The sequence below is a fragment of the Tropicimonas isoalkanivorans genome, from assembly GCF_900112335.1.
Taxonomy (GTDB): Bacteria; Pseudomonadota; Alphaproteobacteria; order Rhodobacterales; family Rhodobacteraceae; genus Tropicimonas; species Tropicimonas isoalkanivorans.
On the sequence record NZ_FOLG01000019.1, the window covers coordinates 33,326 to 55,441 of the forward strand.

At 62.4% G+C, this 22,116-nt stretch carries 19 protein-coding genes and 1 tRNA gene; 11 read left to right on the forward strand and 9 right to left on the reverse strand.

The features are described from left to right. Nucleotides 1–345: 345 nt before the first annotated feature. The 7 genes from rfbF (at nucleotide 346) to BM075_RS21400 (ending at nucleotide 8,703) form a co-directional block, all read left to right on the forward strand. Complete coding sequence (gene rfbF / locus BM075_RS21370; RefSeq protein WP_093362740.1) at nucleotides 346–1,128, forward strand: glucose-1-phosphate cytidylyltransferase; 783 nt, start codon at nucleotides 346–348, stop codon at nucleotides 1,126–1,128. Nucleotide 1,129: 1 nt separating this feature from the next. Continuing rightward, nucleotides 1,130–3,424, forward strand: a complete 2,295-nt coding sequence (locus BM075_RS21375) for an NAD-dependent epimerase/dehydratase family protein (protein ID WP_093362741.1) — start codon at nucleotides 1,130–1,132, stop codon at nucleotides 3,422–3,424. Next, the gene (locus BM075_RS21380; protein WP_245758943.1) at nucleotides 3,421–4,626 is read left to right on the forward strand and encodes a class I SAM-dependent methyltransferase; all 1,206 of its coding nucleotides are present in this window, start codon (nucleotides 3,421–3,423) and stop codon (nucleotides 4,624–4,626) included. The genes BM075_RS21375 and BM075_RS21380 overlap by 4 nt, the downstream gene beginning before the upstream one ends. 29 nt (nucleotides 4,627–4,655) lie before the next feature. Then, on the forward strand, nucleotides 4,656–6,155 hold the full coding sequence (locus tag BM075_RS21385; RefSeq protein ID WP_093362742.1) for an oligosaccharide flippase family protein: 1,500 nt from the start codon (nucleotides 4,656–4,658) through the stop codon (nucleotides 6,153–6,155). A gap of 159 nt (nucleotides 6,156–6,314) precedes the next feature. Next, nucleotides 6,315–7,316, forward strand: a complete 1,002-nt coding sequence (locus BM075_RS21390; RefSeq protein ID WP_093362743.1) for a glycosyltransferase family 2 protein — start codon at nucleotides 6,315–6,317, stop codon at nucleotides 7,314–7,316. After that, entirely contained in the window at nucleotides 7,313–8,524 is a 1,212-nt protein-coding gene (locus BM075_RS21395) for a glycosyltransferase family 4 protein (RefSeq protein ID WP_093362744.1), read from the forward strand. Before BM075_RS21390 ends, BM075_RS21395 begins: the two co-directional genes overlap by 4 nt. A gap of 105 nt (nucleotides 8,525–8,629) precedes the next feature. Next, a tRNA-Gly gene (locus BM075_RS21400) sits at nucleotides 8,630–8,703 on the forward strand. A gap of 143 nt (nucleotides 8,704–8,846) precedes the next feature. On the opposite strand, the gene BM075_RS21405 is transcribed toward BM075_RS21400, so the two are convergent. The 4 genes from BM075_RS21405 to BM075_RS21420 all read right to left on the reverse strand — a co-directional run bounded on the left by BM075_RS21405 (nucleotide 8,847) and on the right by BM075_RS21420 (nucleotide 12,851). Next, nucleotides 8,847–9,260 carry a hypothetical protein gene (locus tag BM075_RS21405; RefSeq protein WP_093362745.1) on the reverse strand — a complete coding sequence of 138 codons (414 nt, stop codon included), beginning with the start codon at nucleotides 9,258–9,260 and terminating at the stop codon, nucleotides 8,847–8,849. A 413-nt stretch (nucleotides 9,261–9,673) separates the two neighbouring features. Continuing rightward, nucleotides 9,674–10,378 carry a purine-nucleoside phosphorylase gene (deoD, locus tag BM075_RS21410; protein WP_093362746.1) on the reverse strand — a complete coding sequence of 235 codons (705 nt, stop codon included), beginning with the start codon at nucleotides 10,376–10,378 and terminating at the stop codon, nucleotides 9,674–9,676. Between the two features lie 67 nt (nucleotides 10,379–10,445). Beyond that, nucleotides 10,446–10,784 (reverse strand): H-NS histone family protein, encoded by a 339-nt coding sequence (locus BM075_RS21415; protein ID WP_093362747.1) that lies wholly within the window; start codon nucleotides 10,782–10,784, stop codon nucleotides 10,446–10,448. 99 nt (nucleotides 10,785–10,883) lie between these two features. After that, nucleotides 10,884–12,851, reverse strand: a complete 1,968-nt coding sequence (locus BM075_RS21420) for a protein meaA (protein ID WP_093362748.1) — start codon at nucleotides 12,849–12,851, stop codon at nucleotides 10,884–10,886. Between the two features lie 295 nt (nucleotides 12,852–13,146). Between BM075_RS21420 and ccrA the strand changes: the two genes are divergently transcribed. The 4 genes from ccrA to BM075_RS21440 all read left to right on the forward strand — a co-directional run bounded on the left by ccrA (nucleotide 13,147) and on the right by BM075_RS21440 (nucleotide 18,006). Then, on the forward strand, nucleotides 13,147–14,430 hold the full coding sequence (gene ccrA / locus BM075_RS21425; RefSeq protein WP_093362749.1) for a crotonyl-CoA carboxylase/reductase: 1,284 nt from the start codon (nucleotides 13,147–13,149) through the stop codon (nucleotides 14,428–14,430). Between the two features lie 524 nt (nucleotides 14,431–14,954). Next, entirely contained in the window at nucleotides 14,955–15,668 is a 714-nt protein-coding gene (locus BM075_RS21430) for a helix-turn-helix transcriptional regulator (protein WP_093362750.1), read from the forward strand. A 116-nt stretch (nucleotides 15,669–15,784) separates the two neighbouring features. Further along, nucleotides 15,785–16,429: an acyl-homoserine-lactone synthase gene (locus tag BM075_RS21435; RefSeq protein WP_093362767.1), complete on the forward strand. Its 645-nt coding sequence runs from the start codon at nucleotides 15,785–15,787 to the stop codon at nucleotides 16,427–16,429. A 53-nt stretch (nucleotides 16,430–16,482) separates the two neighbouring features. Beyond that, nucleotides 16,483–18,006, forward strand: a complete 1,524-nt coding sequence (locus BM075_RS21440; RefSeq protein ID WP_093362751.1) for an AAA family ATPase — start codon at nucleotides 16,483–16,485, stop codon at nucleotides 18,004–18,006. Between the two features lie 15 nt (nucleotides 18,007–18,021). Here BM075_RS21440 and BM075_RS21445 read toward each other — a convergent pair whose 3' ends face one another. The 5 genes from BM075_RS21445 to lgt all read right to left on the reverse strand — a co-directional run bounded on the left by BM075_RS21445 (nucleotide 18,022) and on the right by lgt (nucleotide 22,116). Beyond that, complete coding sequence (locus BM075_RS21445) at nucleotides 18,022–18,780, reverse strand: Hint domain-containing protein (RefSeq protein ID WP_093362752.1); 759 nt, start codon at nucleotides 18,778–18,780, stop codon at nucleotides 18,022–18,024. A 328-nt stretch (nucleotides 18,781–19,108) separates the two neighbouring features. Further along, on the reverse strand, nucleotides 19,109–19,258 hold the full coding sequence (locus BM075_RS24530; protein WP_177208447.1) for a hypothetical protein: 150 nt from the start codon (nucleotides 19,256–19,258) through the stop codon (nucleotides 19,109–19,111). A 112-nt stretch (nucleotides 19,259–19,370) separates the two neighbouring features. Beyond that, nucleotides 19,371–20,123 carry a peptidoglycan editing factor PgeF gene (pgeF, locus tag BM075_RS21450; RefSeq protein ID WP_093362753.1) on the reverse strand — a complete coding sequence of 251 codons (753 nt, stop codon included), beginning with the start codon at nucleotides 20,121–20,123 and terminating at the stop codon, nucleotides 19,371–19,373. Further along, nucleotides 20,120–21,193: a class I SAM-dependent methyltransferase gene (locus BM075_RS21455; protein WP_093362754.1), complete on the reverse strand. Its 1,074-nt coding sequence runs from the start codon at nucleotides 21,191–21,193 to the stop codon at nucleotides 20,120–20,122. Before BM075_RS21455 ends, pgeF begins: the two co-directional genes overlap by 4 nt. After that, nucleotides 21,190–22,116, reverse strand: coding sequence for a prolipoprotein diacylglyceryl transferase (gene lgt, locus BM075_RS21460; protein ID WP_093362755.1), 927 nt, complete (start codon nucleotides 22,114–22,116; stop codon nucleotides 21,190–21,192). Before lgt ends, BM075_RS21455 begins: the two co-directional genes overlap by 4 nt.

The following is a 22,116-nucleotide window of genomic DNA, read 5'->3' on the forward strand; positions in this document are numbered from 1 at the left end:
GACTATTCTCCTTTTCGGCAAAAAACTTGGAATCGAAAGTATCGACCAGTGTAGCACACGCGCATTGGATCGGGCCAAACCGATCCCAGAAGTGGGCGCGCACCGGGAAGCCGTCACTTGCCTATTAATAGGGCGTCCGAGTGCTCGGGATTATTTCTTAACGTGACCCAAGTTTCGGGCAAATTTCCCGATTTTCATGCCGTCAAGTACAATCGGAACAAACGTGTGGACAGAAAGTACTACTTGCCATAGCGCTTGGATCTGCGTCGGTTTTTTCGCGCCGAGTCCAAGGGGCACAGTAAGCCGGATGGGCATTATGGTTTTGAGATTCTGGAGTTGTAACGATTGAAAGTTGCTTTGCTTGCCGGTGGCAAGGGAACGCGCCTTGCCGAAGAAACATCCATCCGCCCCAAGCCAATGGTCGAGATCGGTGGGCGTCCGCTCCTGTGGCACATCATGATGCACTACACGCAGTACGGCCACCACGAGTTCGTGATCGCGCTTGGCTATCTGGGTGATTACATCAAGAAATACTTCGCCGACTATGCCACGCTGACCGGCAACCTCACCATCGAGATGGAGCCAGGAAAGCCGTCCGTCGTGACGCGGCAGGAAGAGTTGCATGAACCCTGGATGATCGACCTGGTCGAGACCGGGATGGAAACTCTCACCGGCGGTCGGATCAAGCGGTTGAAGGACTACCTCGGCAACGAGACCTTCATGCTGACCTGGGGGGATGGCCTCTCCAACGTCGATTTCGACGCGCTTCTGACGTTCCACCGCGCGCATGGGAAATTGGCAACGATCACGGCCGTGCGCCCACCGGCGCGGTACGGACATATGAAGTTCAATGGCGACCGGGTGGCCAGCTTCGAAGAGAAGCCTCAGACCGCGGAGGGCTGGATCAACGGCGCCTTCTTCGTCCTGGAGCCTGCCGTTCTCGACTATATCGACGGCGACGACGTCATGTTCGAGCATGCGCCGTTGCAACGCTTGGCCGCCGATGGTCAGCTCATGGCGTACAAGCACACCGGATTCTGGGCCGCCGTCGATACGCTGCGCGAAAAGCAGGTGCTGCAAAACATGTGGGAAGCCGGCGACAGGCCGTGGGCAACCTGGGAGAAGTGACGTGCGCGTTCTCGTAACCGGCAATCGGGGGTACATCGGAACAATCCTGACCCCCATGCTCGAGGCGCGGGGGCATCGCGTCTTCGGCCTCGACAGCGATATATTCGAACGCTGCACCTTTGCGCCCGGCGGCGCCGTGCCAAGCATTCCGACATTGCGGAAGGATATCCGGGACGTCGTGCCGGAGGACTTCATCGGTATCGATGCCGTGCTGCACCTCGCGGCATTGTCCAACGACCCACTGGGGAACTTCCGCCCGGAGGCGACCTACGACATCAACCATGCAGGCACGATGCGGGTGGCGGAAGCGGCGAAGACCGCGGGCGTCCGCCGCTTCGTGTTTTCCTCGTCGTGCAGCAATTACGGGGCTGCCGGCGACGACATGCTGGACGAAACGGCGGCGCTCAATCCCGTGACGCCCTACGGCGAGTCGAAGGTCCGCTCCGAGCGGGATCTTGCGACGCTTGCGGACGAGCGCTTCTGCCCGACGTTCCTGCGCAGTGCCACCGCCTATGGCGTGTCACCACGTCTGCGGTTCGACCTCGTGCTGAACAACCTGGTGGCTCACGCAGTGACCGCGGGCGAAATCTTCATGAAATCGGATGGGACGCCCTGGCGGCCGATCGTTCATATCGAGGACATCGCCCGGGCGTTCTGCGCGACGCTTGAAGCGGACGAGGACGTCATCCGCAACGAGGCGTTCAACGTCGGCATAACGGAGCAGAACTACCGCATTTCCGAACTGGCGGAGATCGTGGCCGACGTCGTTCCCAACGCCCGCATTACCTACGCGGAGGACGCGGGCCCGGACCTACGCTGCTACCGCGTGTCCTGCGACAAGATCCGCGCCGCGATGCCTTGGTTCGAGCCGCAATGGGATGCGGTCAAGGGTGCCGAAGAGGTCTTTGCCGCCTGTCTCGCGGCGGGGTTGACCCGGGAGGATTTCGAGGGCGTTCCCTATCAGCGCATCGGTCACCTCCGGATGCTGACCTGGGAGGGCATCCTCAAAGATGACCTCCGCCATACCGCACCGGAGGCCATCGCGGCAGAGAGTTTCGCTGCCCGCGCGGCGGAAACGCCATGCGTCTCCTGTGAGAGCAAAGGGCTGATGCCGGTGGTGGACCTCGGCCTGATGCCGCGTTCGGACGGACTTCTTGATGCCGCTGCCGCCGGCAATCAAGTTGGGATGCAGCCGCTGCGCGCCGCATTCTGCCCCGAATGCGCATTGCTTCAACTTCTGGAGACGCTGCCGCCGCAGGATATGTTCGGCTCCGACTACCTCTACTTCTCCTCCTATTCCGAAGATCTGCTGAAACACTCCCGCGAACATGCTCGGGATCTGATTTCCCGGCACGGTTTGGGTGCGGACGACCTCGTTGTCGAACTCGCCAGCAACGACGGCTATATGCTGCGCAATTTCGTCGAGGCGGGTGTGCCCGTTCTGGGGATCGATCCGGCCGACAAGCAGGCCGAAGCCGCCCGCGCGATCGGCGTGGACACACTCTCGGAATTCTTCGGGCTGGACCTCGCTCGGTCTTTGGCCGGGCAGGGGAAGCAGGCCAGCCTGATACTGGCCAATAACGTCGTTGCCCATGTTCAGGACCAGAACGATTTCGTCGCCGGGATGCGGGCGCTGCTTAAAGACGGCGGAAACGTCGTGGTCGAGTTTCCATACGTGCGCGACCTGGTGGAAAAGAGCGAGTTCGACACGATCTACCACGAGCATCGCTGTTACTTCTCCGTCACCGGCGCGAAAAACTTGTTCGAGCGCCACGGTCTGATGCTGAACGACGTGAAGCGTGTGCCGATTCACGGTGGCTCGCTGCGGCTGACGTTCGGAACGGAGGCTCACCCAACGCCCGCCGTGGCCGAGATCCTTGCGGAGGAGGCTGCGCTAGGGATCGACAGCTTCGAGTATTACCGCGATTTCGGCGAGAAGGTCCGCGCCTTCCGCGAACAGGCGCGGAAGCTGGTGCTGGACCTCAAGCAATCCGGCATGCGGATCGCCGGCTACGGTGCCGCGGCCAAGGGAACGATCCTGCTGAACTATTTGGGCCTGGATGAGCGGGTGCTGGATTACGTGGTGGACAAGAACCCCCACAAGCAAGGCAAGTACATGCCCGGCGTTACAATCGAGATTGGCCCGCCCGAACGCCTCCTGGAGGACAAACCGGATTACGTAATGATCCTTCCATGGAACTTCCGTGACGAGATCATCCGCCAGCAGGATGCGTATCTTGCCGGCGGCGGCCGCTTCATCGTACCCATCCCCGATCTGGAGGTCGTCTCCCGGTGATCGATGCGCCTATCGCGACGGCCAAGCCCAGGTCGGATTGTCCGGCCTGCGGCGGCGGTGCGTTAAAAAGCCTGCTGCATCTCCCCGCCATCCCGGTCCAGAGCTGCATCCTGCTGGACAGCGTTGAGGAGGGAGCAGCCTTTCCGCGGCATGAGATGCGGCTGACCTTCTGCGAGGACTGCGGTTTCATCTTCAACGCCGCCTTCGACGAGCGGTTGATCGACTACGCTTCGACCACTGAGGAGTCGCAGCATTTCTCCGACACGTTCAACGCCTTCGCCAAGAAACTGGTGGAAGAGATCCTTGCCACCTGGAAACTGCAAGGGCGCAAGGTGCTGGAGATTGGTTGCGGCAAGGGCGATTTCCTGCGTGAGCTGTGCCTCGCGGTCCCCTGCGAGGCGCTTGGCATCGACCCCGGGTTCATCGAGGAACGGTTGAAGACGGTCGACGGCGGCTCCCTCCGGTTCCAGCGGGAATACTTCGAAACCGCAATGGTGGAGATGTGCCCAGACCTGGTAATTTGCCGGCATACGCTGGAGCATATCGGCGAGGTGCGCGGCATTGTGGACGATATTCTGCCGCTCGTCGCCGGCCGGCCCGATGCAGGGATCTTCTTTGAAACGCCCGACGTTGGGCGGGTGCTGCGTGAAGGGGCCTTTTGGGACATCTACTTCGAGCATTGCTCCTATTTTACCCCCGGCTCCCATGCCCGCCTTTTCCGCGCCGCGGGCTTCGACGTGACGGCGCTGCGGCTGGACTATGGGGAGCAGTACATCATCCAGCACGCCCGCCCGGCCAACGGCGCGCAGACGGCGGCATTGCCCGCGGAGGAACCGATGCATGAGCTTTCCGCGCTTGCGGCGGCCTTCCCGGCCAAGGTTGCCGAGGTCATGACCTACTGGCGGGAGTTCGTCACCAGCCGACACCGCGACGGCAAGCGCATCGCCGTCTGGGGAGGGGGATCGAAGTGCGTGAGCTTCCTGACCTCGCTCGGCCTCGGCCCGGAAATCGCCCAGGTGATCGACATAAATCCCTTCAAACAGAACCGCTTTCTGCCCGGCGCCGGCATACAGGTGCGTGCACCGGAGGCGCTGGCAGAGAGCCCGCCGGATACGGTCATCGTAATGAACCCTGTCTATCTCGACGAAATCGGGCGTAGTCTTGCCGGGATGGGCCTCTCGCCGGAAATGGTTGCCGTCTAGCGGCGCGGAGAGTGGCAAAAGGGTACGGAATGGCGACGACCGGCATGGCGGATACCGAGACCCCCGGCGAACCAGTGCAGGCCGAGGCGTCGGTACTGAACCAGTCGGTCGCGAAGAACATGGCCATCGTGGTCGCCGGCAAGGCGATCGCCGTGGTCGCCGGGGTCGCGGCAACGGTCCTGACGACGCGCCATCTCGGGCCAGCGGACTACGGACGGTATCGTGAGGTCCTGAACTACGTGATCTTCGGTTCCGTGTTCGTGGATCTCGGGCTCTACATGATCCTGTTGCGGGAACTCGGAAAGCCGGGCGATCACTCCCGCTACCTCGGCGCCGCGATGGCTCTGCGCCTCCTCGCGACCGGGGCGGCGCTCTTCGCGGCGTCCCTCGCGGGGCTGTTTCTGCTTGAGGACCCGGTGGTTCGCACGGGCATGTTCGTCGGCGCTGTCTATTTCACCGCCTACCAGGCAAGCGAATTGCTCATTGCGGTGTTCCAGCGACATCTGCGCCAGGACCGGCAGGTCATGGCGGAGATTTTCGGTAGCATCGCGCTCGTCGCCCTTACCGTGCTGGTCGTGGCGCTCGGCGGCGGCGCGGTGGGGATGCTGGCGGCGCTGGCGGGGTCCGCTGCGGTTACGCTGGCGCTTGCGTGGCGGTGGGCGGCGTTGCTCGAACCGTTCCGCCCGCTTGTCGACCCCGCATACTGGCGGCACCTCGTGGCCGAAGGTCTTCCGTTTGCGGGTTCGCGCATTCTCCTGATCGTCATCATCCGGGGCGACATGCTGGTGATGGCATTGACGCAACCGTCACGGGCCCTTGGGCTCTACGGGATCCCCACCAAGATCTTCGAGATCGTGACCTCCATGCCGCCGCAATTCTCCGGCCTGCTGATGTCGAGCTTCACGGAAGCCGCCGCGCGGCGGGACGTCGCGCAACTCTCGCGAAACCTGAGCGAGGCCTTGTCGGTCATGCTGTGGTTCGGCATCGGTGTGGTGCTGACGACCACGGTGTTTGCCGAGGAGATCGTGGTTCTAATCGGCGGTCGCGCTTTTTCCGGCGCCCGCGACGCCATGGTCGTGATCGGCCCGGCAATGGCCTTTTCGGCGGTCGCGAGCGTTCTCCGTTTCGCGTTGGCTGCCTTGGAACGGCAACGGCACCTGCTCATGCTCGATGTTGCCGCTGCCGCCATCGCCTTTGGTCTTTTTTTGCTACTGATCCCGATTTATTCCGGGGTGGGTGCGGCGGTCGCCCGAACGGCGGTGGAGGCGTTCACGCTCGCCGGTATGGGCCTCTTGGCCCATCGCGCTGGTATCCGGTTTCCGGTTGCGGGCACGCTCTTCGCGACGGCGGTGGCCGGTGTCGCGGGTGCGTTGGCGATGGCCAGTCTGGCGCGGGCGACCGGCCTCTGGTGGCTAGGCTTTCTGCTCGGCGGCGTGCTCTACAGCCTCGTTGCGATTGCCACGGGCCTCCTGCCAAGGGCGCGGATTCTGGGCTGGCTGCGCGCCAAGTTCGCCCCGCATCGAAGTTAGTGGTCGATGGAGGAAGAATTTTACGATTATTAACGCGGATTCATTGCAGAAGCATAAAGAATCGTAACTACTGGCTTATACCTGAAAAGTGAACCCACCCTCCCAGAGGCGGAATTATTGCCGGGTCGCGGTTCGTCATTTGTCATCGGGGAAACCAAGATGAGCGCCCTTGACGAGTATCCTGCAAAAGCTTCGGCGGAAGCAAGAGCGGCACCTGCCGTGAGCATTGGAATCCCGGTCTACAACGGGGAAAACTATCTGGAGGAAGCGATCACATCAGCGCTCCGCCAAACAGCCGGCGACCTCGAAGTCCTGGTCTGTGATAACGCGTCGACCGATCGAACCCCTGAGATTGTCCGGGATTTGGCCGCGAGTGACCCGCGCGTCACCTACCTCCGGAACGAGACGAACATCGGCGCGGCGCGGAACTACAATCGTGTCTGGGATGCGGGACGTGGCCGGTACTTCAAGTGGCTCGCCCATGACGACCGGATGAAGCCGGAGTACCTGGAACGGATGGTTGCCGTGCTCGACGACCGTCCGGAGGTCGTGCTGTGCAACAGCCGTGTGGACTACATCGATGCCGAGGGGCACGTGTTTGACCAGTATGACGGCATTCTCGCCGAGGCCGACCACGTTCGCCCGTCCGACCGCTTCGCGGCAATCGTTCTCAAATCCCATTCCTGCGTCGATTTCTTCGGCCTCGTGCGGCGCTCCGCAATGGAAAACTCGCTGCTGCATGGGACCTTCCACGGGGCCGACCGGGCGTTTCTCGCCCAGATGGCGCTTCGCGGAGGTTTCGTCCATCTGGCAGAACCTCTCGTGGAGATGCGGGAGCATCCCAACCGGTACACGCGGCAGAACCTTTCGGTGCAAGCCCGCCAGACGTGGCACGACGGCGAGCGCGGGCGGCGCTTCGAGGTGCCATCCTTGATTCTCTACCGGAAATACCAGGAGATTGTCGCGCGGGAGGCGTCTCTGGCGCCGGAGGAAAGGAGACGGTGCAACACGGTCCTCGCTAAGTGGTGGTTCACCAACTGGAATATGGTGCGCGTGGCCGTCGATGGCTTCTCTAACGTTTTCCCCGGCATCACCACCGTTGCCGAGAACGTCAAGGTGCGCGCGTTCGGCGCCGCACCCGGTCATTTCACGAAGCGATGACGGACATGTTCGGGGCGCAGCAGATCGCTGCTTCGGGGGAGGTGGTCACGGGCCGTCGTTTCAGGATTACTGTCGTCGCTGCGTGCCCCTTTCCGGCGCGCAGGGGCACGCCCATTCGCGTGGAGCGTCTGACCGACGCGTTCCAGGCCTTAGGGAACGATGTGGAACTGGTGACATATCACATCGGAGAGGCGGACTATCCGATGGACTTCCCGATCCACAGGACGTTTGGCAGGCTCGATAAGGGAACTCTCACGCCGGGACCGAAACCGGCGAAGCTGCTGTGGTATGATCCGTCACTGGTGAGGCTTTTGCGCCGGCGCCTGCGGGAGCGAACGCCGGAAGTCATTTACGCCCACCATTTCGAGGGGCTGCTCGTTGCTCTGGCCGCGCGCGGCCGTCGCCCCATTCCCATAATCTACGACGCTCATACGATGTTGGCGAGCGAACTGCCGACCTACCAATCCGGTCCGCTGAAGGCCGCGTCGCGTCGCTTGGGCTCATACCTCGACCGGGCCATACCGGCCCGCGCCGAACACGTGGTGACGGTAACGGAAGATATTCGAAGCGCGCTGATCGAGCGTCACGGATTCGATCCGAATGGCGTTTCCGTCGCGATGAATGGCGTCGAGGTCGAGGCGTTCACGCCGATCGTCAGGAACGCGGTTGAGCCTTACACGGTCGTCTACACCGGCACCTTGTCCCAGTATCAGGGCTTCGACGATCTGTTGAAGTCGGTCTTCATCGCGATCCGAACCTGCCCGCAGCTCAGGCTCAAGGTGTATACGAACGCTGATTTCGGGCCTTTGGGCCGGCAGGCCGAAGCGCTCGGCATACGGGGAGCCATCGACGTCGAACCCGATACTTTCGAAGATCTACCGAACCGACTCGCCCGCGGGGCAATCGCCGTCCTGCCGCGTTCGGTTTGCGACGGAATTCCCCAGAAGCTGCTCAATTACATGGCCGCCGGGATGCCCATTGTCGCATACCGAGGCTCCGCAAAAGTGCTTGAACACGAGAAGACCGGCTTGATCGTCGAGAACGGAGATTTGGAGGGGTTCGCACAGAGCATGCTGCGATTGGTGGAAGATCCGGTGGCGTCGGAAAAACTCGGTGTCAAAGCGCGCAGCAAGGTCCTCGGTTCGATGAATTGGCAGACTGCGGCGAGTACGTGTCAGGCGATCTTCGAACGTCTCGTCCCCAAATAAGGTAGGGGCGTGGCCACGCGGCCCCGGCGGAAAAGAGCGTTTCACCGGGCCCCAATGCAATCCATGTTGACGACCGGGGAGCCTTCGACTAATCCGATCTCCACTGCGGGTATAGCTTAATGGTAAAGCCCCTGCCTTCCAAGCAGGCTATGTCGGTTCGATTCCGTCTACCCGCTCCATCGGGCCCTTTAAGACAGTTTCCTGCGGGTCCTTTTCGATCCCGAAGTCTGAGACTCCACGTGCCGCAGGGCGCCGTCCTTCAAGGCGAGAGTTCAGACAGGGTGCGCGTCCGGCCTGCACGCAACCTCAAGGGCGGTTCGGATTAACCATCGACGCGCCGCGTTGCATCTTCGGCATACCGATGGGCGAGGACCCAGCTTTTCATTGCATCCATGACACCGACTTCGTCCGCGATCAGATAGCGCGACACTTCACCGAACTCTGACGGCCCACCGTATGCGTCCACCGCGTCGGTGTAGGCATCGAGGCGGTCCACCAGCGCAGTGGCTGACCGGACGAAATCCGTGTCTTCGGACATGGCCTTCTCCGACATTGCCGCGTCACAAGCCTGCGCCATCAAATCGAAGAAGCGCTGCAGGTCGGTTGCGGCTTCTGCTTCGGCGTCCAGCCGCGCGCAGGGGCCGTCCTGCGCCAATGCCGGCACGGTCCCCAACAGTGTCGCGACGGTTGCTATCATTCGGATGGGCGGTGCACCGCGCCAGAACGCTGAAAACATGAGCTGTCCCCTATGTCTTTTTTGTTCAAGCCGATCCGGAGGCGGGGCGCTGCATCGGACTGTGGCGTCCACCGCGACGCCCATTTTCGCGAACCGGCAGTTTGTTCCAATATTTTTACCCGGCAGAGTTGTTTCTCTCGGAGCGTTGCATGCGCTCACAGTCGTAAAAACCGACCGTGTGGGCGTGCTGCCGCACATTTGGAACGTTTGCGGGGCAATCGCTGCAGAAATGCGCGCCAGTCATGTGTGCGGATGGTCACTCGGATGGGCGTCGCCGTTCGCCCGAAGCCCCGCTTGCGGACGACCTCGTGCGGCTGGCCAGACGAAAGAGACCGCCCCCTACGCGAGGGGGCAGTCTGTTTTAAGCGGATCGCCGCTTCAGGATTAAGATGCGGATCGCGAGTGCGGCACCGTCAGGCGAACGCCGCCTCCAACGCAATCTCGACCATGTCGGAGAAACTCGTCTCGCGATCGGCGCTCGGCAACGCCTCTCCGGTCAGAAGGTGGTCGCTGACCGTCAGCACGGCCAGCGCGCGACGCCCATGGCGCGCGGCGACCGAATAGAGCTCTGCCGCCTCCATCTCCACCGCCAGTACCCCGTGGCGCGTGAGTTGCTCGTTCAGGTCCGGTCGTTCGTCGTAGAAGACGTCGGAAGAATAGATGCCGCCGACGTGGGCCGTCACGCCCTTCGTCTCCGCGGCGGCAGCGGCGGCAGACAGCAGGGACCAGTCGGCGCAAGGCGCAAAGTTCAGGTCGCGAAAGATGCCGCGCGACGGCGTGGAGACGCTGGAGGCCGTCATTGCCAGAATGACATCGCGCACATTGACGGAGTCCTGCATTGCACCGGCGGACCCAATTCGGATCAGCGTGCGGGCGCCATAGTCGCGGATCAACTCATTCGCATAGATCGACAGCGACGGCATTCCCATTCCGGAACCTTGAATGGTCACACGTTGCCCGCGCCAGGTTCCGGTAAAGCCCAGCATTCCCCGGACCTCGTTCACGCAGACGGGATCGTCCAGAAACCGGTCGGCCGCCCATTTGGCACGGTACGGGTCACCGGGCATAAGAACCGTTTCAGCGATCTCGCCGGGGGCGGCTCCAATATGTATTGTCATTCAGTCCTCCAAGACAAACGGGCCGCGAAGCGCGACCCGTCTAATTTCACTGGCCGTTTCGTCTCGGTCAGATTTCGAATGCAGCCAGGTCCGAGCCCGAGGTCTCGGCATCCTTGATCCAGGCTGGCTTGCGGCCGCGCCCGGTCCAAGTCTGCTTCGGGTTTTCGGGGTTGCGGTATTTCGGCGGATTTTTCGCCTTGCCCTTCGCGCGCCCACCTGATCTTGCTCCCGCAGCAGCGCCGCCCGTGAGTTCCTCCAGTTGGAATCCGTGAGCTTTTGCAGTCTCTTCAAGTGCCTGCAACGCTTCGCGCCGTTCTCGATCGGCGAGATCTGCCAGCGCGGTTTGCACGTCTTCGGCCAACTGCAACAATTCTTCTCGTGACATTTTTGACAGATCGGTGGACATCTCGTCTCCAATTTCAAGGCTTGAGATTCCTCAAAGACATAGAAATCAGAAGAATGCAATTCGCCTGTAAGGCGAATAACCGAAACTTGTACAAAAAGCCTATTGTGCTGCTATCGTCTCGGGAGCCGCCAGCGACACGATCTCGAACATGATGCGGTTCAGTTCGAAGTCTTTCGGTGTGTAGACTTTCGCGACCCCCATCCGACGCAATCTTTCGGCATCTTCTTCTGGAATGATTCCACCGACGATAACGGGGATGCTTCCCAATCCTGCGGCCCGAAGCTTTTCCATCAGGTCGGACACCAGGGGAATGTGGCTGCCCGAGAGAATTGACAGGCCGATCACGTGCGGTGCCTCCCGTTCTGCCGCGGCCACGATTTCATCAGGCGTGAGGCGAATGCCCTCGTAATCGATGTCCATCCCGCAGTCGCGGGCGCGGAACATGATCTGTTCGGCACCATTGGAATGGCCGTCGAGGCCGGGCTTTCCCATCAGGAATTTCAGGCGCCGACCGAGCCTGTCAGAGGCGGCATCGACGGCGGTGCGAATGTCTTCGAGGCCCTCGGTCTTGTTGGACACGGAGCGGGAGATGCCGGTTGGACCGCGGTACTGGCCGAAAACATCTCTCATGACGCCAGCCCATTCGCCGGTCGTTACTCCGGCTTTCGCCGCCGCAATCGACGGCTCCATGACGTTCGCGCCGGACGCGGCCGCGCTGCGCAACGCCTCCAAAGCGGCTTTCACGTCCGCGTCGTCACGCTCCGCCCGCCAGGCGTTGAGGCGGTCGACCTGGTCCTGCTCCACGGCCGGATCAATCACAAGAATGCCGCCCTCTTCATCCACCAAGGGGGAGGCTTCGCCCTCCGTCCACCGGTTGACCCCGACCACGACCGTCTCACCGCGTTCGATATTGTTGAGCCGGTCTGCATTGGAATTCACGAGTTGCGCCTTCATGTACTCGATCGCTTCGATGGCCCCGCCCATGCCTTCAAGGTTGGCCAGTTCCGCCCGCGCGCCGGTCTTGAGCGCCTCCACCTTTGCGTCGACGGCGGGGTTGTGGTCGAAGAGATCTTCGTATTCCAGCAAGTCGGTCTCGTAAGCCATGATCTGCTGCATCCGGAGGGACCATTGCTGGTCCCACGGGCGAGGCAGGCCGAGCGCTTCGTTCCACGCGGGCAGTTGCACCGCCCGGGCGCGGGCCTTCTTGGAGAGGGTCACGGCCAACATTTCGATCAGGATGCGGTAGACGTTGTTCTCCGGTTGCTGCTCGGTCAGCCCCAGCGAATTGACCTGCACGCCATAGCGGAAGCGGCGGTACTTCGGATCTTCGACGCCGTAACGCTCGACGCAGATCTCGTCCCACAGATCGACGAAGGCGCGCATCTTGCACATCTCTGTGACGAACCGGATCCCCGCGTTCACAAAGAAAGAGATACGGCCAACGAGTTTCGGAAAATCCTCGTCCGCGACTTTGTCCTTCAGCCCGTCGAGTACCGCCTGGGCCGTGGCGAGCGCGAAAGCGAGTTCTTGCTCCGGCGTCGCCCCCGCCTCCTGCAGGTGGTAGGAGCAGACGTTCATCGGGTTCCACTTGGGGATCTCGCGATAGCAATATTCGGCGACGTCGGTGATCAGTTTCAGCGACGGCTTCGGCGGGCAGATATAGGTGCCGCGGGAGAGGTATTCCTTGATGATGTCGTTCTGGACGGTGCCCTGAAGCTTCGAGACATCCGCTCCCTGTTCCTCCGCGACGGCGACATAGAGCGCCAGCAGCCAGGGCGCTGTCGCGTTGATGGTCATGGAGGTGTTCATCTGCTCCAGCGGAATCTGGTCGAACAGCGACCGCATGTCCCCGAGATGCGCGACCGGGACGCCCACCTTGCCCACCTCTCCACGCACGAGGACGTGATCGCTGTCGTAACCGGTCTGCGTCGGCAGATCGAAAGCGACGGATAGGCCGGTCTGTCCCTTGCTCAGATTGGAACGGTAGAGCGCATTGGAGGCCTTGGCCGTCGAGTGGCCGGCGTAGGTCCGGAACAGCCAGGGGCGGTCTTTCTTGGCGGCAGTCATAGAGGGCCTCGCGAGTGAAGTGTTCAGCAACAAAATTCCATCTGAAGTGTCATATGGGAAACTTTGTGGCCGTGTCAATTCGCTGCGACGCGGCGCGCAGCATTGATATTGCTGCAGTTGCGTGGGAGGACCTTTGTTAAGAATTTAAGGCAATAACCACATCCCTCGGAATCCGGAGGGACATAAAGTTTCAAAAGATAATCTATGTGGATTGCAATGTTGCGCAGGCTTACGTATTGAATCCTCTGAACCGCGGTGATTCTGCAATGCGGCACAGAACTGTAGGGAGGCCCAGATGGCTCTGGACGACATGACTCACGCAACCTACGAGGCGCCGGAAAAGGACCTCTACGAGATCGGAGAGATACCGCCGATGGGCTACGTGCCGCCCAAGATGTACGCTTGGGCGATTCGGCGCGAGCGCCACGGCGAGCCCGACAAGTCCTTTCAGGTCGAGGTCGTCGACACGCCGAAGCTCGACACCCATGATGTGCTGGTTCTGGTTATGGCCGCCGGCGTGAACTACAACGGGGTCTGGGCCGGTCTTGGCGTGCCGATTTCTCCCTTCGACGGGCACGGCGCGCCCTATCACATCGCGGGCTCCGATGCCTCGGGCATCGTGTGGGCCGTGGGTTCCAAGGTGAAGACGTGGAAGGTCGGCGACGAAGTCGTGATCCACTGCAACCAGGACGACGGCGACGACGAGGAATGCAATGGCGGCGACCCGATGTATTCGCCCAGCCAGCGGATCTGGGGCTATGAGACGCCGGACGGCTCCTTCGCCCAGTTCACCCGTGTCCAGGCGCAGCAGCTCCTGCCGCGCCCGCAGCACCTGACCTGGGAAGAGAGCGCTTGCTACACTCTTACCCTGGCCACGGCGTACCGGATGCTCTTCGGTCACCATCCCCACGAGCTCAAGCCCGGTCAGAACGTTCTCGTCTGGGGGGCCTCCGGAGGGCTCGGCTCCTTCGCGATCCAGCTCATCAACGCGGCAGGGGGTAACGCGATCGGTGTGATTTCCGAGGAGGACAAACGCGAGTTCGTCATGGCGCTCGGCGCCAAGGGAGTCATCAACCGCAAGGATTTCAATTGCTGGGGTCAGCTTCCGAAGGTGAACACGCCGGAATATGCCGCTTGGTTCAAGGAAGTGCGCAAGTTCGGCAAGGCGATCTGGGACATTACCGGCAAGGGCAAGAATGTCGACATCGTCTTCGAGCACCCCGGCGAGGCCACGTTCCCCGTGTCGACGTTCGTTTGCAAGAAGGGCGGGATGGTCGTGATCTGCGCCGGCACGTCCGGGTTCAACTGCACCTTCGACGTGCGGTACATGTGGATGCACCAGAAGCGCCTGCAAGGCTCGCACTTCGCGCACCTCAAGCAGGCCGCCGCGGCGAACCGGCTCATGGTAGAGCGACGGATCGACCCTTGCATGTCCGAGGTCTTCCCGTGGGATGACATCCCGACGGCGCACATGAAGATGCTCCGCAACGAGCACAAGCCGGGCAACATGGCCGTTCTGGTGCAGGCGCCGACAACCGGTTTGCGCACCCTTGAGGACGCTCTTTCGGTTCGGCGCTGAGGGACGAATTGACGCAGGCGGTCTGCCCCGGTTTTCTCCGGAGATGACCGCGATTTTGGCCCTGCCGGCGTTCCGTGGACCCATCTCGCCGGCAGGAGTGCGCAAAAAGACGTTCAATCAGCAGGATTTCGACGTCTGGCATCCTCCCGAGAAACATTCTGCCGGGTGGCGGAGTGGGTGGAGCCGCTGACCGGTTCGATTAAAAAAATAATCTTTAAAAAATAATGACTTGCGTAGGTTATGTCGCCGTGTGGGCCGGTCGACACTGTGCAAATTTTGCACGGGTTTATTCGTGCTAGGGTTGTCCTAACTTTTCGCTAATGAACCTCCGTGAGATTCTGATATGAGTCATACGCGTATTGTGGATGTGTTGGATGACCTCGGAGCGCATGTGCCCGCGCATCATACCGGGGCTCTGCCGGAGAGGCTGAACGGCGCAAAATGTGCCGCGTGAGCGGAATGGGCGCGGGGAACGGTGACAGACCCCGCAAGACGATATTTTAGGGAGCCGAATTCGGCAGCCGATGCAGGAGAAGCTCGAAGCGCTTTGTGAGTTCGTCCAGGACGCCGCTGACGTGAGCGACTTGCAAACTGCGACCGAGTGCCTGCGCGATCACTACGGGGTCGCTCATATCGTTTACCATTGGGTCAACTCAAAGGGAGAACGGTTCGGCGCCGGCACCTATAGCCAGGAGTGGGTCGATCGGTATGTCGAGAAGGACTACCTCCGGATGGACCCGGTGATTCTGGGCTGCCTTCAACGGTTCAATCCGGTCGACTGGAGGGAACTGGACTGGACGAGCCGCGCCGCCCGGGCGTTCTTGCGCGAAGCGGTGGAATATGGGGTCGGCAACCAGGGCCTCAGCATCCCGATCCGCGGTCCGGCAGGGCAGTTCGCGCTCTTCACCGCGTCCGACAATGCGAAAGACTGCGCTTGGGCGGCCTTCGTGGACGAGAACATGAGAGACCTGATGATCATCTCTCATGAATTCAACAAGAAGGCTCTGGAATTCGAACGGGGCGGGGATTCGGCCCATTCACCGATGCTGTCACCGCGTGAACTGGCCGCGATGACATACCTCGCCAAGGGCCTCAGCCGGGCCCAAGCCGCGCAGGAGATGGACATTTCGGAGCATACCCTCAGGGTTTACATCGAAGCCGCGCGGCATAAACTCGGTGCCATGAATACCACGCACGCCGTCGCCCGTGCCCTAAGTCGCGGACTCATCGTGGTCTAAATGTTGACCACAAATTAATTCTGCGCCTTTTATTCAACAAAGAGGGATCATCGTAGGACTCTGTTAACCATATGTCGCCAATCCTTTCCCTATTCGACGGAAAGGAGCCAATCGTCATGCTGCGTTATGTCTACGGGAACAACCTCAATCGCTTTCCTATCCTGCGCGACTCGATGTTCGAGGATCGGGCTGAGCAATTCAGCCGCCGCCTCGGCTGGGACGTGAAAGTCAACGAAAAGGGCGAGGAACGGGATCAATACGACGTTTTGAACCCGCTATACGTCATTTGGGAGCTGGAAGACGGGTCCCATGGCGGGTCCATGCGATTTCTTCCGACGGTCGGTCGGACCATGATCAACGAGCACTTCTCCCACCTGATCGGCGGTACGAAGATCGAGTCGCCCCTGATCTGGGAGTGCACCCGATTCTGTATCTCCCCGCGTGCGGATCGGCGTGCCGCTGCTGCGCTTGTCCTCGGGGGCGGCGAGATCATGGCGAACTTCAAGCTCTTGCACTTCTGTGGCGTCTTCGACCCGCGCATGGAACGGATCTACCGTCTCTATCACGTCGACCCGGATGTCATCGGGACTGCGGGCGAAGGCAAGGATCGCATCGGCGTTGGCCTGTGGGAGATGAAGCCGGATGCATGGGCGCCGACCCTGAAGCGGCTCGGCATCGACCGCCACACCTCGCAGACCTGGTTCGACCTCTCGTTCAACCGTCGTGTGCCGGATCCGATGCCGCTCGCCGCAATCGCCTGACCATCGGCCTGCGGTCTCTGGAACCTTGCGGGCCCGGCCTATAGGGTCGGGCCATGAATGCTTCCTCGCTAGCGCTGTCGGACGATCAGGCCGACGCTTGGGACCGGGTTGCCGATGTCCTGGCGTCGGCCGGCGTCGATCTGATGAGCGAAGATCTGACGCCCCGCGCGGAAGGAAAGTCGGCGACACTCGCGATCGTCGGCAAGGCCGGTTCCGGCAAGACGCTGCTTCTGGCACGCCTGGCGCAAGCGCTTGAGGCGGCTGGCGTGGACATTGTCTCGGGCGATTGGGAAGGGCGGCGACGCAGGGAGCGGCGAACGCTCGCCATCCTGGCGCCCACCAACAAGGCGGCCAGCGTGCTGCGCGGGCGCGGCGTGCCGGCCACAACAATTCACCGCATTCTTTATACTCCGGTTTACGATCCGGAATACGAGCGGATCGCGGAATGGCTCGCCGGGCAGGGCGAACGGCCCGAGATCGAGGAATTGACAGAGGCCGCGCTGGACCGCGCTTACGCGTTCTACCAGGTTCACAAGTCGATCCCTGGTGCGCTGGCGGCGGCCGGCTTGCGCGGATCGGACTTCATCAGCGGCTGGAAGCGGCGCGACGAGCCGCTGGACATCGGCTTCGTCGACGAAAGCTCCATGCTCGACGCGCGGCAGTTCGAGGACCTGCGAGAGATCTTTCCCACCCTGATCCTGTTCGGCGATCCGGCCCAACTCGCCCCGGTCAACAGCCCCGGCGAAATGGTCTTCGACGGCTTGCCGGACGGCCGAAAGATGGTCCTTCACCGGGTCCACCGGCAGGCGGGTGACAACCCGATCCTCGATCTTGCCCACGCTCTGGCCGACCCGGCGCTCGACTTCCAGCAATTTGAGCGGATGGTGGAAGACGCTGCGCGGGACGATCCGCGGGTGGAAATCGGCCAGCGGGTGGACTCCGATCTGATGGCGCGGTCTCCCGTGCTCGTTTGGCGCAATGTGACCCGGATTCGCCTGATCCACGCCTTCCGCGCCGCTCACGGGGCGCCTGAGGACGACTTGCTGCCGGGCGAACCGCTGATCTGCGACGGCATCGAATTGCCGCTCAAGCACCGCAAGAAACGCCTCGACCTGGAGGCGCGCGGCCTCATTAAAGGAGCGCAGGTCATCTATCTGGGCCGCGGGCGAAAGGCCGGATTCTCAACACTGCACGTCATCGGTGCGGAAGACCCGCGTCTGTCCGCCGCCTCGATCATCAAGATCGAGAAACCGGACGAGCAAGAGCCGTTCATACCCTTCGCAGCCAACATGGGCGCGGCCTTTCTGCATGGGGCAGCGGTGACGATCCACAAGGCGCAGGGCTCGCAATGGCCGACGGTGCAAGTTTTTGCACCGGACCTGTGGGCAGCGGCTCGGGCGGGCCGGACCGAGGCCGGCATTCCCCTGTGGAAGAGGCTCGCCTATGTGGCAATCACGCGCGCCGAAGAGCGGCTGATCTGGGTCACACGGTATCGCCTGGGGCGGCCAAAGACGCAGCTCGGCACGCAGGATCTCGCGGCGCCATCCCCGAAACTGGAGCTGGAGCAAAGCGAGTAAGGCTTGCGGGACGCTCTATAGCTCGCCGAGAGTTTCGAACTCGTAGCTGGTCATGCGCGGGATCTTCATCGGGCCAAAGCCCTCACGACCTGAGGCATGGGGGAACAGGCTGAGGAAGAGCTGCAGCGTCGTACGATCCATCCGCGCCCCGAACTGCGGGCCCGGGTGATAACTTTCGACATCGAGCCCATTCGCCCGAAGCGTTTGCTGCCCCGCGAAACCGAGGTGATACACCCGCACTGGAGCAATCGGGCTGACTGCGATGACGCTGAGCCCGTCGCGGAAGGCCTCCGCCGGGACGAAGGCGGACGCCGTGCCCAGCACGTCCATGCATCTGACGTTCTTGTAGAGCAGCCGCGCATACGGGCCGAGGATGAGGTCGGGCAGGGGTCTGTCCGGTCCGAACGCCTCCGTGGAAATGCGCGTCAACCGCGGCGCCTCCACACCATCGATGTCGCCAGCAGGCGGAACCATGGTGATCGAGCCGACCCAAAGCAGCGTCTGAAGGCCGTTGTCGGCCGTTTCGACCTGCATTCCCGGCACGAGGTCCTCGACGGCGACAAACCCCTCGGGCGTAGACACAAGCGCGCCTCTCCCGAATGCAGAGAATGCTTCTTCGAAGGCCGGCAACGCAGGCGCGACCCGGGAAAATTCCTCGACGGTGTCTTGTGGAGTCAGAAAGGCAACCTCATAGCGACGCGTGAGAGGCAGCGCGCGTCGAGGTTGCCGATCCGAACGAGTGGCCCTTTCGGGGACCGTGGCCGTCTGGCCCATAGAAGCCGACGCAATATCTGCGTCGGAATAGCGGTGGCGTTCCAAGCAATCGATCCTTTAGGCCGGTCGCTTCTGCGGGCCCCACCGCATGCAGAAGGTCTTTCCTTGCCTTCGATAATTGGCAGTCGGTCCAGAAATTGTCAAAGAGTTCGTCGGCTGGGATCACGGGACCGGGCCAATGTCGGGTCCAGAGAAGTATTTGTTTCCATTGCCTGATCAAGGCCGACACAATTCCGTGGAGACGCCCGTGGAATCGTGACGCCCGCGGCCGAATTGCGGCGGCGGGCGTTGGAGTGGAACGACAGTCCGGGCGCCAGGCGACCGAGCGTCAGGCGCTCATGGCGTCGGAAGACGCTTCCATATGAGTGCGGCGCGCAATCCACTCGGCCCGCCGGGTCCCTCGTTCCCACGGCAGTTGGGTGTCCAGCATCTCGACGGTTGCGAAGACGGATTGCATCCAGCGTCTGGTGTGCGGCATGGGCTTTCCTTCCGGGCTATTCCAATCCTGGGGAACGTATTGTTCCTATTGTCTGGACAATGCGAACCGATTGAGGCGCCTCTGCGGCAACAGCGTGAAAATCCGCGGGCGTTCACAGACGTATAGCAGAGATCAGGCGACCGTAGTCGGCCTCTTTCTGGTGCACGGATCGGCGGTAGGAATAGAATCGCGATGGGTCCGAATATGTGCAATGGCGCGTCCAGACCGCGTCGCCGATGCCCGCGCGTCGTAACCGGTGCAGCCCGTAGCCCGGCAGGTCGAACTTCACCTTCTCGCCGCCTCCCGCGAAAAACCGCTGGTTCTCCGGGTCGTCCGCGATGAAATCGTCCATGAAGTCCCAGTCGACCTCGTAGGCGCTCTGGCTGATGGACGGGCCGATGACGGCGGCGGTCCGCGACCGGTCGGCCCCGAGCCGCTCCATTGCTTCCAATGTGGCTTCCAGCACCCCGCCGAGCGCACCGCGCCAGCCGGCATGTGCTGCGCCGATGACGTTGGCCGCGTGGTCGGCGAAGAGGACCGGTTGGCAGTCAGCGGTCAGGATCGCAAGTGCAAGGCCGGGCCGGTCCGTCACCAGGGCATCGGCGGCCGGAGGGCTCGCCGGCGGCTCGTCGATGACGGCGACATCCGCCGAGTGAACCTGGTTCACGGTGACGAGGTTCTTCGGGTCCACGCCCAACGCCGTGGCCACGCGGAAGCGGTTGATCGCGACGCTGTTTGCCTGGTCCGAAGAGCCGGGGCCGCAGTTCAGTCCCTCGAACACGCCGGACGACGCGCCCCCGCGCCGGGTGAAGAACCCGTGCCGCAGGGGCGAAAGGCTGTCTGAGGTCAGAATTTCAAGTGTCATGTGACAAATCCGGGGGGGTCTGCGGTACCGGGGCGATAAAGGGCGATTGCTTTGAAGAGCGAACCCATTTCCTGCGGGTGCGTCAAGCGCCGATGCGCAGCGATGTGGGACTGCTGCTGGGCCGCGTCGGTGATCCGTGCGGCAAGCGCCTGCGCGCGCGATGTGAGTCCCAGCCGCTCCAGCATGACCCCCTGTGGGGTCATCGGCGTGACGGCGGCACCTGCGGCAAGGGCAGCGGTGGCGACGGCCTCGAAGTCCACATGCGCGGTCAGGTCAGCCGCACCGGGAGTGGCGAGCGGATCCACCGGCGCGTGATCCCGCACGGCTTGCAACGTGTCGCCCAGCGATCGCCAACCGCCGTAATCCACGAAAATGGCCATGCCGCCGTGCTCGGCAATTCGCCGGGCGACGTCCGAAACGATCGTCGGCAGCGCCGGGCAGATTTCGACTATGTCTCCCGGCCTGGTATCGCCGCGCCGATGCGGCAGCGCCTCCGGCGGCAGGGGGTCCGCGAAGGAAAAGGACAGGTTCCCCTCGACGATCGGCACCATTCGCTCCCGCCACCCGTCCGGGGTACGAAGAAACTGCCGGATCGGCAGGGCGTCGAGAAATTCGTTTGCCAGAAGGAAGAGTGGCCCCTCCGGCAGCTCCGAAGCACGGGTGTGCCACGCGGCCCCGCGGTCGCCCAGGGTTTGCGCCTGCAGCTCTCTCAACCGCGGACTGGCCTCAACCAGGTGCGGGCGGACGGCCTCGGTAAATCCGGGCACGGACGCCGTTGCGCGCAAGGCATCCGCCATGAGGGTGCCGCGCCCGGGGCCGAGTTCCGCCAGCACCGCGCCGGACGGCCTGCCCTGGTCCAGCCAGCTTTGTGCGATGGCAAGCCCCAGCACCTCCCCGAACATCTGGCTGATCTCCGGCGCCGTCGTAAAATCGCCGTCCTGCCCGAAAACCGGGGACGTGGTATAGTAGCCGTGGACCGGATGCAGCAGGCATTCAGCCATGAAGTCTGCCACCGAGATCGGCCCGGCCTCCCGGATGCGCCGTGTGAGCAGATCCGCAAGCGGCGTCATTCCGGCGTGCGTCTCCGCCGCGCCGCGTGAATGGCCAGCGCTACCCCCAGCAGGATCATCGGCAGCGACAGGAGTTGCCCCATCGTGACGCCCACAGCCCCTTCTCCAATGACGAAGCCCATGGGATTGTCGGGCGTAACGAACTGCGCATCCGGCTGCCGGAAATACTCGACGATGAAGCGCGCGGTCCCATACCCGGCAAAAAACACCCCCGTTATCAGACCGGGGCGCTTCAGCGCGCCGCATCGGGTGGCCAGCCAGATGAGCAACGTTCCGAGCACCAGCCCCTCCAGCGTGGCCTCGTAAAGCTGGCTGGGGTGGCGGGCGAGTTCGTCCCCGTAATAGAACCAGTCTCCCGCCTGAGGACAGCCCTGAAGCGCAGGGTCGGCGCACATGGTCGGAAACTTCATCGCCCAGGGAACGTCTGTCGGCCGCCCCCACAGCTCTCCGTTGATGAAATTGGCCAGCCTGCCGAAGAAGAGCCCCGGCGGCGTGGCGACGGCCAGTGAATCCGCTGCAGAGAGCCTCGGGATTCCGTTGCGGCCGGTAAACAGCCATGCCGCGATGACCACGCCGAGCAGTCCACCGTGAAAGGACATGCCTCCTTGCCACACCGCGAAGATCTCGAGCGGGTAAGAAAGGTAGTAATCCGGGCGGTAGAACAGCACGAAGCCCAATCGGCCGCCGATCACGATTCCCAATATGACCCAGGTCAGCAGGTCTTCGACCTGTCGGGGCGTCATCGGCGGAGTGTCCTGCGCCCAGAGGGATGGGCGTTTCACCAGCGCCACAATCGCCCGCCAGCCGATCAGAAGACCTGCGATGTACGCCAGCGCGTACCAGCGCAAGGCGAACTCCATCCCGAACAGGGTGAAGGAGAACAGCTCCGGGCTCGGCTCGGGAAATGGAATGAGTGCCTTCAT

Bases quoted from the DNA above. Each gene is read 5' to 3' on its own strand.
- lgt (WP_093362755.1), bottom strand. From the start codon at position 22,116: ATGAAGGCACTCATTCCATTTCCCGAGCCGAGCCCGGAGCTGTTCTCC.
- BM075_RS24530 (WP_177208447.1), bottom strand. From the start codon at position 19,258: ATGCCGCACACCAGACGCTGGATGCAATCCGTCTTCGCAACCGTCGAG.
- BM075_RS21395 (WP_093362744.1), top strand. From the start codon at position 7,313: ATGACGGACATGTTCGGGGCGCAGCAGATCGCTGCTTCGGGGGAGGTG.
- BM075_RS21385 (WP_093362742.1), top strand. From the start codon at position 4,656: ATGGCGACGACCGGCATGGCGGATACCGAGACCCCCGGCGAACCAGTG.
- BM075_RS21430 (WP_093362750.1), top strand. From the start codon at position 14,955: ATGCAGGAGAAGCTCGAAGCGCTTTGTGAGTTCGTCCAGGACGCCGCT.
- BM075_RS21420 (WP_093362748.1), bottom strand. From the start codon at position 12,851: ATGACTGCCGCCAAGAAAGACCGCCCCTGGCTGTTCCGGACCTACGCC.
- BM075_RS21405 (WP_093362745.1), bottom strand. From the start codon at position 9,260: ATGTTTTCAGCGTTCTGGCGCGGTGCACCGCCCATCCGAATGATAGCA.
- pgeF (WP_093362753.1), bottom strand. From the start codon at position 20,123: ATGACACTTGAAATTCTGACCTCAGACAGCCTTTCGCCCCTGCGGCAC.
- BM075_RS21455 (WP_093362754.1), bottom strand. From the start codon at position 21,193: ATGACGCCGCTTGCGGATCTGCTCACACGGCGCATCCGGGAGGCCGGG.
- BM075_RS21390 (WP_093362743.1), top strand. From the start codon at position 6,315: ATGAGCGCCCTTGACGAGTATCCTGCAAAAGCTTCGGCGGAAGCAAGA.
- ccrA (WP_093362749.1), top strand. From the start codon at position 13,147: ATGGCTCTGGACGACATGACTCACGCAACCTACGAGGCGCCGGAAAAG.
- BM075_RS21445 (WP_093362752.1), bottom strand. From the start codon at position 18,780: ATGGGCCAGACGGCCACGGTCCCCGAAAGGGCCACTCGTTCGGATCGG.
- BM075_RS21440 (WP_093362751.1), top strand. From the start codon at position 16,483: ATGAATGCTTCCTCGCTAGCGCTGTCGGACGATCAGGCCGACGCTTGG.
- deoD (WP_093362746.1), bottom strand. From the start codon at position 10,378: ATGACAATACATATTGGAGCCGCCCCCGGCGAGATCGCTGAAACGGTT.
- BM075_RS21415 (WP_093362747.1), bottom strand. From the start codon at position 10,784: ATGTCCACCGATCTGTCAAAAATGTCACGAGAAGAATTGTTGCAGTTG.
- BM075_RS21435 (WP_093362767.1), top strand. From the start codon at position 15,785: ATGCTGCGTTATGTCTACGGGAACAACCTCAATCGCTTTCCTATCCTG.